Here is a 10,372-nt window from a genome sequence, read left to right as displayed (position 1 = left end):
GGCTGGAAAGTGAGTGTCGGGCCTGCGGCGCAGGTCGCGCGGCTTCCTGAGCGTCCATGGTGTGCGCTGGCACCGCTTGCCGCTGCAGCCGTGGCGGTGGGCGAGGTGTTTGCTTCGTTCGCGCGTATTAGCGTAGCGGCTGCACGCCGCGCCATCGGATTTTCGTTGTGGCGACCGGACTTGCCGGATGATTCGTCCGACTCGATTGGGGGCGCCATTGACGAAGCCCCGGTGGAGCTTTCCTGCTTCGGGTTGGGCCACCTTGGACAAGCCTACCTTTGGGCACTCGCATGTCTGCCGCTTTCTACCACCAAAGGCTCAAGAATCTATCTATGCGACGACGACCTGGTCGAATCGCCGAATCTGGAAACGGGCGCTCTATTGAATGGCGACACGCTCGGACACCCCAAGACCCGTGTGGTGTCGGAATGGCTTATGAAGCGCGGATTCGATACCCGGCTGATTGAGCGGTTCGTAGATGGGAATTATCGTCGAAGTGATCGTGAGCCCGTGATTGCGCTGTCGGGATTCGACGACAACGAGGCGCGTCAGTGGTTAACCCAAGCGGGCTTTCCGTTGATCTTCGATTCGGGCTTGGGCGGCGAAGTCGGAACTTTCGATTCCGTAGCTGTGCATACGTGGCCGAACCGGCGGCCTGCGGCTGACTTGTGGCCACTTGAGAGCGCGCAGGCGCGCCGGGAAAGGGAAGAACGGGCGCGTCGCCGGGCGGAGGCGAACCAGGGCTACGGCGCGCTTGCGCCGGACGAATGCGGTCGCGTTCTGGTCGCAGGCAAGTCAGTCGCGGTTCCGTTCGTCGGCGCTGTGTCATCTGCTTTTGTTCTATCGGAGATGCTGCGCACGCTTAACGCTGGCCCTGCCTTCTATGACGCGAGGTTTAGGGTATGCGCGCTCTCTGACCGCTCCCTGACCGCATCGCTACGGTCCGGGCAGGCAGATCCCGTGAGCGGCATTCGTTGCCAGCAACTCGCTTGTTCCTGAGATCCTCGGAGATCAGCCAGACTGAATTTATCAAAGGAAGCTTCGTGGCCGAGACACAGCATCTTGTCGGACGCATGCATATAGCGACGTCGAAAGGCTGCTTTGGAGAAGTCCGAAGGTCGCTTGTGGGTCGATCTGCGCCGGTCGTGCGTCACAGGGCGGCGGCCGGCCGCGTTCGGCCATGTCCGGACATTGGCATGCCGTTCCTCGGTGGCCGCCTTGCCGACAGCTTCGGACGTTGAGCGTCGACGATCTTCGCCGGCATCGCAGCGTGAGAAAACGCGTGGCAAGTAGTGAGGCGTTTTGCAGTTGAGCTAGACGTTCGCGAGGAACTTATAACGTGCCCTTCCTCTGGTCTTCGGACAGCTTCAAGACAGGCGGCAATCTGAGCAGATTTTCAGGCTGAACCCTTTCCCAGAGGCCTTTGTTGCCCAGTGCTCGTCCCAACTCGTCTTCGCGCCTGAGCCATTGTTCGACCGTCCTGATTCGCCCGGGATGAATTTCGTCGAGCAATGCGTAGTCTCTTTTGATGATCCCGTACTTCCACAGATTCCAGAAGCCGGTGAAGTTTTCGCGGAAGCTCATCGTACTTTTGTCGCGGAGATCGGCGTTATATCCGGAAGGCAAATCGGCTGCGGCCTTGAGCGGTCCGCTCCAGTATGCTTCGAGGTCGGTATCGATATATTGCGCGGGATGTCCGGTCACGGCTTCGAACGCCTCGGCAAGCTTCGCATACTCGACATGATCGATCGCGACCTCGAGATGCATGCCATTCGCACGCTCCGGATTGTCGAAAAGCCAACGTGCGTAGTACCCGCAGTCCTCGAACGCTACATGCGGGACGGCGCCGTCACCGAGTGGTACCCGCCACGTAACGACGCCGCTTTCCACGGACGGCGTCATCGGTGTCATTGCCGAGACGGCCATCTCCATATACGGACCGGTCGTAAGCAGCGCGGCGCCCATCCGGTCACGGTTTGTCAGGTTCTGGAACAGAATCCATTCCCCTACGCGGCCCTTGCCGTCATAGTGGCCTGTCCGAAACCGGGAATCGTATCCGGACCTTTTGAGCGCGTAATCGAGGTTTCCATATACGAAGAACTTGACATCTTCTTCGATGGCTATTTCATAGCATCGGATGGCCCAATAAATCTCAGTCTTCTCCCCGGTGTTGAATCCATCGAGATTGATATACGCTGCGCTGCAATTACGAAAACCGTCACGCAGGACCGCTTCATCGGCAAACGTGCCCTTCACGATCGAGACGTTCCCCAGAGTGGAGAGCTCGATGGCCCGTCGCGATTCAGGATCTCGGCTCAAGGCGCGCACGGCATATTTGCCGTCGGCGACGAGCGCCCGGATGACGGGCAATCCCTGTGCGCCCGTTCCACCGATGACGAATATGGTCGAGGGGACCCGTGAAGACATGTTTGTTTACGCTGGTATGAGTTGGATAGATTTGCCGACCGCTACGCGCCGATGGCACGGATGTCAGCTTCATATGGCACCGGGCACCGGTACGCCGACCACTCGCCCGTGAACTTCTTTCGAGATGCCGAATTGCGGTCTGCGCGATATTTCATCGAAGCATTCATACGACACTGCGGCCCTAACCGGCCGCCTTCGCCGGACCGCGCGCCGCGACTGCGCGTGGTTGCCGGCCACGTTGCAGCAGAAACACACCACCGAGGATTGCGCCCATCGCGAACAGTTCGACTGCGCCGATCGGTTCCTGCGCAAGCCACGAACCCATCAGCAACGCAACGACCGGTGGAATGTACGTCACGCTGGACGCGGCCACTGCTCCGAGCCGTCCGACGATGAAGTAATAAAGGATGTAAGCGATCCCGGTGCCCGTCAGACCGAGTCCCAGCACGAGGCCGAGCAGCGCTCGCGCATCGCTCGTTACACGCGCGATGCCGTCGAAATTCGTGACACAGCCGATCAGGACCAGTGCGAAGCCGATCTGCCACGTCGACAGCGCGAGCGGCGAGAGGTCCAGGCCGGAAAGAAAGCGGCGCGCGTACACGAACGAGCAGCCCACGCTCAGTGAGCCGGCAACCATATAGCCGACTCCGAGCAGGTTGACGCCAGCCGCGTGCGCATTCCACGGGCGCGCGATCAGCAGTACACCGACGAATCCGCTGGCGATGCCCGCAATCATTCGCGCGTTCGGTCGCTCCTCGCGCAGCAGCGCCCATGCGCACAGGAAGGAAAAAAGCGGGATGGCGCCGCTTAGCATCCCGGCAATGCTCGAGAACAGCAGCCCGGCCCCTTTCGCGAACGCGTAGTAGTAAATCACGGTCGCAAGCAGCGACATCACCACGAAGTGGTGAGCGTGCCGAAGATGGCGCCATTTGAGCGCCTTAGTGAATAGCGCGACCGTGAGCAGCGGGATGAAGCCGAAAAGCACGCGCAGGAAGACGATCTGACTGGCAGCCAGATCGACGCTCGCCCACTTCATGAACAGGAAGTTGGTGCCCCAGATGAACCCGAGGGCGGCGAAGGCGAAATAGGCGGGATTCATGTCAGCGCACCAGGAAAGCGGATGAAGTCCCGATTGTGTTCCGCACCGGCTTGCTCTACAAATGATTTAATGTCGACTATGGAATAGAAAAACTAAGCTATGCGATCGATTCCTCCGCTGAAAGCCCTGCCTGCCTTCGAAGCTGCCATGCGGCACGGCAGTTTTACTCTTGCATCCCGGGAACTGAACGTGACGCCTGGTGCGATAGGGCAGCAGATTCAGAAGCTTGAGGAATGGCTCGGCGTTGCCCTGTTCGTGCGCCAGATACGGCAGGTAACGCCGACAGAGGATGGTCGCGCCTACTTCGCGCAGATTCAACCCGCCCTGGCAGAGCTTATTCATGCGAGCCATCGCATTCGTGAGCGTCGCGGTAGCGGCGTGCGGTTGTCGATGCCGCCGAGCTTCGCTGCCAAGTGGTTCGCCCCACGCATGGCCGACTTCCTGCAGGCAAACCCCGGGATTGCGCTGAGCCTGAGCACATCGACAACGATGGTCGACTTCGAACTGGATGACGTCGATCTCGCGGTTAGGCATTTCGACGGGATGGATGCACGACTATCCGTTCAACTGCTGTGCCATGACGAGGCACGCGCGTATTGCCATCCGGTATACGCGAAGCAGCGCCGATTGAAGCGCCCCGACGATTTGCGCACGGCGACACTGCTCCATAACACGCTACACCCGCACTGGGCCACGTGGCTTGCTCGATTCAGCGGTCTCGACGGTTCGCAGATCGAAACCATTACCGGTATCCGGTTCGACCAGTCGTTGATAGCGATCGACGCCGCAGTGCGCGCGCAAGGCGTTGTGCTTACCAGCCCCCTGCTGGTAGAAGCGGAACTGGCTCGTGGAGAACTGATTGAGCCATTCGATAATGCGCTTGCGTTGGACGCCGGATATTACCTCGTCCATCCCGCCAGTGCCGGAACCAAACAGGCGGTTCAATTGCTCAAGGCGTGGTTTACCGACAGCATCGCCAGGGGATGTGCGCAGCGTGGAGGCTACTTCTAGCCGTCGAATTATTGTCTCAATGACTGCTGTCGGCTCTAATGCCGACGCCGGATAATGCGATTCCGACCGGCAACAATGGGTCGTTCAGAGTCGTTCGCGGCGCGCCAGAATGGCCATTCGCTGTCTCGTACAGCTCCTGACGTTGGGCTGCATGCGCAAGCAGGATAGGGAACCTTATCGCTACGGTACGATTGTCGGTTCAAGTTCAGGTTTGGCACAACGCGTGACCGCCACTGACGGCGCCGCGGAGGAGTTGACACCGGTCTTCGCAGCCGCGGCCAGTGACAACTTTTATTCGCAAACGGAGATAATCTAAATCTGGTTTACGGTTGTCCGGCAGGTTACTCCACCACCTTGAACAGGCGGTTCTTGTTGATCACGCCGACTTTCGTCTGTTTGCCGTCGTCGTCAGCGGCGGGCCGCAGATGCCGATCGTCGAGCGTCGGCCCCGTATAGCGGCTGCGCGGCCGGATCACCTTGCCGACGCGCAGCTGCTCGATGCAGTGTGCGAGCAGTCCGACGCTGCGCGCGATCGAGAACAGCCCGAACGCCGCATCGCGCGGCAACTGAAGCTGCACCGACAGCATCGCCAGCGCGACATCGATGGTCGGCCGCTGGCCGGTGAGCGTCGTGACCTTGTCGACGAAGTGCGCGAGTTCCGTCGGCGGATCGAGCCGCGCAAGCAGCGCGTCCGCGCGCGGATCGCCGTCGGGGTAAAGATGATGGCCGAAACCGGGAATCGGGATCGCGGACTTCAGGTGATGATCGACGACGCGCTCGGCACCCAATCGTTGCACGTCGTCGAACACCGCACGTACGCGTCCCGACGCGTCGCCGTGCAGCGGCCCCGACAACGTCGCGAGCCCCGTCAGCAGGCAGCCTGCCAGCGACGCGCCGGTCGATGCGGTGATGCGCGCGGCAAATGCCGAACTCGTGATCTCGTGATCGGCGACCAGCACCATCGCGCGGCGCAACAGGTCTGCGCCATGGCTGTCGAGGCCCCAGCCGGCCGCGAGCCGCTGATGGGTGTGAAGCGGGCTTGCGCCGGCATCGTCGTGCGCGCCGAACGCGCGCGACACGATCGCGACGAGCTGCCCGGCCTCGATGTGCAGTGCGCTGTCGAGACGGCCGAGCGTCGAGTGCCCGTGCGCGGCCAGCGTCGCGAGCATGGTGAACGCGCATTGCCGGTCTCGCTCGCCGGGCGGTAGTGCCAACGCGGGCGGATCGAACGACACGGGCGTGGTGGCCTGCCAGAGCAGCGCGGCCGTCTCCTCGAGCGTGGCGGTGTCTGCGAGCTGAACGCTGTCGCGCCCGCGATACCACGCGCGTCCTTTCGAGAACGTGGTGATGCCGCTGTAGATGCACGGCTCGGCGCCAAAGATCGTGCTGGCCGCGAGCGCCGCTCGCTTGCGGCCGACCTGTTTCTTGCGGCACAGCGCGACCACATCCTCGGCCCGATACAGGCTCTTGCGCGGATCGTCGGGATCCTGCATCACGGCAATGCTGCCGCGGCTCGCGTACGCGTAGACGGTCTGCGCCCGCACGCCGAGCCGCCGCGCCGCTTCCGTCAGGGTGATCCAGTTCTGCATGGGGAGTCGTGATGAGGATGCGGCCGGTGCGCGGCCGCTTGCGCCGACTATAGACCGGGTTCAGTTGAATGTCATCTCGGCCGGGCGCCGCTCCAGCACCTCGACGAGGATGTCGCCGGGCGCGCGCACGAAACAGCCGCGCACGCCGGCGCGGATCCGCGTGACGGGCTGGACGATCTCCGCGCCGTTGTCGACCAGATGCGCGTAAGCCGCATCCAGATCCTCGACAAGCACGCCCAAGTGGTCGATCCCTTGCATGCGCGCGCCGTCCGGCACGATCGCCGGACATGCGTCCGGCAGCGCCGTGATGAAGAGGTTGATCGCCCCGATCCGCAGGTCGACGCGGCCGGGGCGCCGCACAATTTCGGCGTTCAGGCAGCGCGCGAACCACGCGGCGGTGGCCTCGGCATCAGCCGAGCAGAGTTGCAGGTGATCCCATTTGAATTCGATCATGGTCGTGTGCGGTACGTGCAGTGGAGCGTAAAAGGGGGCGAACCGGGTCAGAGCTCGATACGCGACAGCTTGCCGAGCAGCACCGAGTACGACAGCGTGCCGAGGAGGCAGATCGCACCCATCAGGTTCAGCGCCCAGAAAAAGTTGCCGGTGTGCTGCGTCACGTAGCCGATCATCAGCGGCGTGGTGACGGCTGCGATATTCGCGGCGAGGCTCGTGATGCTGCTGGTGAGCCCGACATAGCGTTTCGGCGCGATCTCGGACACCGCCGCCCACGACATCGAGCCGATTCCCTGTGCGAAGAACGCGACGGTTAGGATCGCGATCACCAGCGCGTTCGACTGCACGAAATTGACGAGCACGATCGATGCGCCGAGGAAGGTACCGATCACGAGGGGCGCCTTGCGCGACGACGACATTGATACGCCGCGCCGGATGCAGAGATCGGACAAATAGCCCGCGATAAGGATACCGAGCGTCGCGCCGATGAACGGCATCGCCTGGAAGAAACCGACCTTGATCATCGACATGTGCCGTTCCTCGACAAGGTAGGTCATGAACCAGGTCGTGAAGAACACCAGCAGCGTGTTGTTGCAGAACTTGCCGAGACAGATCGCGAGGATCTGCCGATAGCCCAGCAGGCGCAGCGCCATGCACCAGTCGAATCGGTCGCGCGCGGTCACTACCGGCTGCCCTTCGGTGATGTACTGCAGCTCGGCCGCGTTGACGCGTGGATGGCGCGACGGATCGCGATAGAGCCGGTACCAGACGACGCTGAACAGAATGCCGAACGCGCCGGTCGCGAAGAACACGGTACGCCAGCCGAACGCGGATGAGATCCACAGCAGCAGCCCGGTGAAGAGCGGCGTGCCGATGTACTGACCCATCACGTACACGCTCGTCGCGAAGCCACGCTCCTGGACCGGGAACCACATCGTCACGGCGCGCGCGTTCGACGGAAACGCGGGCGCTTCGAGCGCGCCCATCGCTAGCCGCGAACCGAGCAGCATGTGATAGCCGTGCGCGAGCCCTTGCGTGAGCGTCGCCAGCGACCATCCGACGAGCGACAGCGCATACGCGACGCGCGAGCCCAGCATATCGGCGAGCACGCCTGCCGGCAGCAGCGCGATAGAGTATGCGAGGCCGAACACCGCGAACAGCTCGCCCATCTGCACGCGGGTAAGCGCGAGATCCTTCGACAACGCCGGAGCGACGATACCGAGCGCCGAGCGATCGACGTAGTTGAGGACGGTGGCCACCAGCAGCATCGACAGCACGCCGTAGCGCACCCGCGATCGCCTGGCGGCGCCTGCGTGCGCGTCGAACCCGCGCATGACCGAAACCTGTTCTTCAGCGGTTTTCAATGTCGTCTCCTGTTTTGTGATGGTTGTGCTGGTGCACCTGCCGCGTGTGCCGGCGCGCGTCCGGTCAGCCGCGTCCGACGAAGGGCATCGCGCTTGCCATGATCGTCATGTTCAGAATGTTCGCTTCGAGCGGCAGGCTCGCCATCTGCACGATCGCGCTCGCGACATGCACGACGTCGACGCGCGGCTCGGGCGCGATGCGGCCGTCGGCCTGCAGCACGCCGCTGTCCATGCGCTCCGTGAGCGAGGTCGCGGCGTTGCCGATATCGATCTGGCCGCAGGCGATGTTAAACGGTCGACCGTCGAGGGCAAGCGAACGCGTGATGCCGAGGACCGCGTGCTTCGTGGCCGTGTACGCGATCGTGTGCGGGCGCGGCGTGTGCGCGGAGATCGAACCGTTGTTGATGATGCGGCCGCCTTGCGGCGTCTGGCGCTTCATCTGGCGCCACGCGGCGCGGGCGCACAGGAACACGCCGGTCAGGTTGGTGGCGACCACGTCGTTCCAGAACTCAAGCGAATAATCGTCGAGCGGCACGGCGCCTGCGTTGCGGCCCGCGTTGTTGAACAGCACGTCGAGGCGGCCGAAGTCATGCGCAATCCGCGTGAAGCTCGCATCGACCGACGTTTCGTCGGACACGTCGGTTGGAATCGCCGCTGCGACGCCCCCGGCCAGCTCGATGATCTCTTGCGTCGCGAGTAGCGGATCGATGCGCCGGCCGAGCAGCGCGACGCTGAAGCCGGCTTGCGCGAGCGCTACCGCAGCGGCCTGTCCGATGCCGGTGCCGGCACCCGTCACCGCCGCGATTTTTTTCTCTGCCTGCATTTTCACGCCCTCGTCTTCAGTCCGTTGAACATGCAAAAAGCATTGCGCGGCGACGATTTCGCAGCAATCTTGATTCTTTCAATCAATATCAACCGCCCCGTCCAGACAGGCTGGCGTCAGGGTTTTCCTGAGTTCGCGGCTGCGCTGTTCGCGCGCCGGCACGGCATCGCGCATGGCAGAGGACATGATCGGAATCGGTCGATCATCCGGTCGCTCAATGCCGCGCGGACATGTTGATCGAACCAATCAATATTGACCTGCGCCGACTGCGCTTCGTAGGCTGTGTTCCGTTATCCGAACCAAGGACGAGACCATGCCTGACAACAATCGCACCCAGCTGCTGGTTGCGCGACGCGTTCCCGCCGCGGTGGCCGCGCGTGCGGCGGCCGAATTCAACGCCTATGTAACCGACGCCGACATGGACGCGCCGTCCGTCGTCGAGTTCTGCAACCGCTACGAGACGCCGGCGGTGCTGATCGGCAAGAAATCGGGGCTGCAGGCCGAGCACATCGCAGCATTGCCGCCGAGCGTGAAGATCATCGCGAACGCGAGCGCCGGGTACGACCACATGGATGTCGCTGCCGCACGCGCACGCGGAATTGCGGTCAGCAACGCCCCCGATGCGCTGACCGACTGCACGGCCGATTTCACGATGCTGCTGGTGCTGGCCGCGTGCCGGCGTGCATCGGAGTACGAGCGTATCGTGCGCGCGGGGTGGGGAAAGTCGTTCGGCATGACCGACATGCTCGGCACGCGCGTGAACGGCAAGACGCTCGGAATCGTCGGTTTCGGGCGGATCGGCCGTGCGGTCGCGCAGCGCGCTCGCGGCTTCGGGATGAAGATCGTCTATACCGACCGGCGTCCCGCGCCGCCCGAGATCGAGGCCGGTGCACGCTATTGCGCGGATCTCGACACGCTGCTCCCGCAGTGCGACATCCTCACGCTGCACGTGCCCGGCGGCGGCACGCCGTTGATGACCCGCCGCGAATTCGGCTTGCTGTGCGCCGGTGCGGTATTCGTGAATGCGGCACGCGGCAGTCTCGTCGACGAGGATGCGCTTTACGATGCGTTGACGTCGCATCGGCTGTTCGCCGCAGGGCTCGACGTTTACCGGAACGAACCCAACATCGATCCGCGCATTGCCGCGCTCGACAATGTGTTTCTGTCGCCGCACATGGCGAGCGCAACCGTCGAGACGCGCGACCAGATGGGGTTTACCGCGCTCGACAACGTCGCGGCGGTGCTTGACGGGAAGGGGGCGCCGAACGCGCTGTGATGACGGCGGGCGCGAGCGCTCGCCCATGCCGGGGTGTCCGATGACGGAACCCCCGGCTTCAACCGCGTCGTTACTTCAACACCCCCTCCGCCACCAGCACCTCATGCGCGGCCTTGAACGCGATGAGACGATGCGGAATACCCGAATAGGCGGTCGCATGCAGCAGGGTCGCTTTTATTACGTCCAGGGGAGTGACGACGGACGCCCTAATGTCGAGTTGCGATAGAGCTTCCGCCTTGGTCTCGCCTGATGCGCCAAACCATGCCGCCGCTCTTAGTTTTGCGAAGCATCGGATTCCATTTTTCCGTTCACCATTAGTCATAAGATGTC

General features: G+C 62.8%; 9 protein-coding genes and 1 pseudogene. 3 read left to right on the top strand and 7 right to left on the bottom strand.

What is annotated here, in order from left to right:
• On the top strand, positions 1 to 999 hold a 999-nt coding region (locus JMF86_RS26420), incomplete at its 5' end, for a hypothetical protein (RefSeq protein ID WP_201317176.1).
• Positions 1,000 to 1,332: 333 nt separating this feature from the next.
• On the opposite strand, the gene JMF86_RS26415 is transcribed toward JMF86_RS26420, so the two are convergent.
• Both JMF86_RS26415 and JMF86_RS26410 read right to left on the bottom strand, forming a co-directional pair.
• The gene (locus JMF86_RS26415) at positions 1,333 to 2,427 is read right to left on the bottom strand and encodes an NmrA family NAD(P)-binding protein (RefSeq protein ID WP_054928397.1); all 1,095 of its coding nucleotides are present in this window, start codon (positions 2,425 to 2,427) and stop codon (positions 1,333 to 1,335) included.
• A 181-nt stretch (positions 2,428 to 2,608) separates the two neighbouring features.
• Positions 2,609 to 3,526, bottom strand: coding sequence for a DMT family transporter (locus tag JMF86_RS26410; protein WP_011694451.1), 918 nt, complete (start codon positions 3,524 to 3,526; stop codon positions 2,609 to 2,611).
• A 99-nt stretch (positions 3,527 to 3,625) separates the two neighbouring features.
• Here JMF86_RS26410 and JMF86_RS26405 point away from each other — a divergent pair, with 99 nt between their 5' ends.
• On the top strand, positions 3,626 to 4,537 hold the full coding sequence (locus JMF86_RS26405) for a LysR substrate-binding domain-containing protein (protein WP_011548572.1): 912 nt from the start codon (positions 3,626 to 3,628) through the stop codon (positions 4,535 to 4,537).
• Positions 4,538 to 4,878: 341 nt separating this feature from the next.
• Here JMF86_RS26405 and JMF86_RS26400 read toward each other — a convergent pair whose 3' ends face one another.
• The 4 genes from JMF86_RS26400 to JMF86_RS26385 all read right to left on the bottom strand — a co-directional run bounded on the left by JMF86_RS26400 (position 4,879) and on the right by JMF86_RS26385 (position 8,766).
• Positions 4,879 to 6,126 carry a citrate/2-methylcitrate synthase gene (locus JMF86_RS26400; RefSeq protein WP_011548571.1) on the bottom strand — a complete coding sequence of 416 codons (1,248 nt, stop codon included), beginning with the start codon at positions 6,124 to 6,126 and terminating at the stop codon, positions 4,879 to 4,881.
• A gap of 60 nt (positions 6,127 to 6,186) precedes the next feature.
• Positions 6,187 to 6,579, bottom strand: a complete 393-nt coding sequence (locus tag JMF86_RS26395; RefSeq protein ID WP_011548570.1) for a VOC family protein — start codon at positions 6,577 to 6,579, stop codon at positions 6,187 to 6,189.
• A gap of 47 nt (positions 6,580 to 6,626) precedes the next feature.
• Positions 6,627 to 7,913, bottom strand: coding sequence for an MFS transporter (locus tag JMF86_RS26390; protein WP_011548569.1), 1,287 nt, complete (start codon positions 7,911 to 7,913; stop codon positions 6,627 to 6,629).
• Positions 7,914 to 8,007: 94 nt separating this feature from the next.
• Positions 8,008 to 8,766, bottom strand: a complete 759-nt coding sequence (locus JMF86_RS26385; RefSeq protein ID WP_011548568.1) for an SDR family oxidoreductase — start codon at positions 8,764 to 8,766, stop codon at positions 8,008 to 8,010.
• A gap of 313 nt (positions 8,767 to 9,079) precedes the next feature.
• Between JMF86_RS26385 and JMF86_RS26380 the strand changes: the two genes are divergently transcribed.
• Complete coding sequence (locus JMF86_RS26380) at positions 9,080 to 10,042, top strand: D-glycerate dehydrogenase (protein ID WP_011548567.1); 963 nt, start codon at positions 9,080 to 9,082, stop codon at positions 10,040 to 10,042.
• 70 nt (positions 10,043 to 10,112) lie between these two features.
• Here the strand turns inward: JMF86_RS26380 and JMF86_RS35390 are convergent.
• Positions 10,113 to 10,223, bottom strand: a pseudogene (locus tag JMF86_RS35390) (gamma carboxymuconolactone decarboxylase); the annotation flags it as partial.
• Positions 10,224 to 10,372: the final 149 nt, after the last annotated feature.

This window comes from Burkholderia sp. E168m15 (genome assembly GCF_016586105.1).
GTDB lineage: Bacteria > Pseudomonadota > Gammaproteobacteria > Burkholderiales > Burkholderiaceae > Burkholderia > Burkholderia orbicola.
Note: the sequence above shows the minus strand (reverse complement) of the source record. Positions and strands in the feature narration are given on the sequence as shown.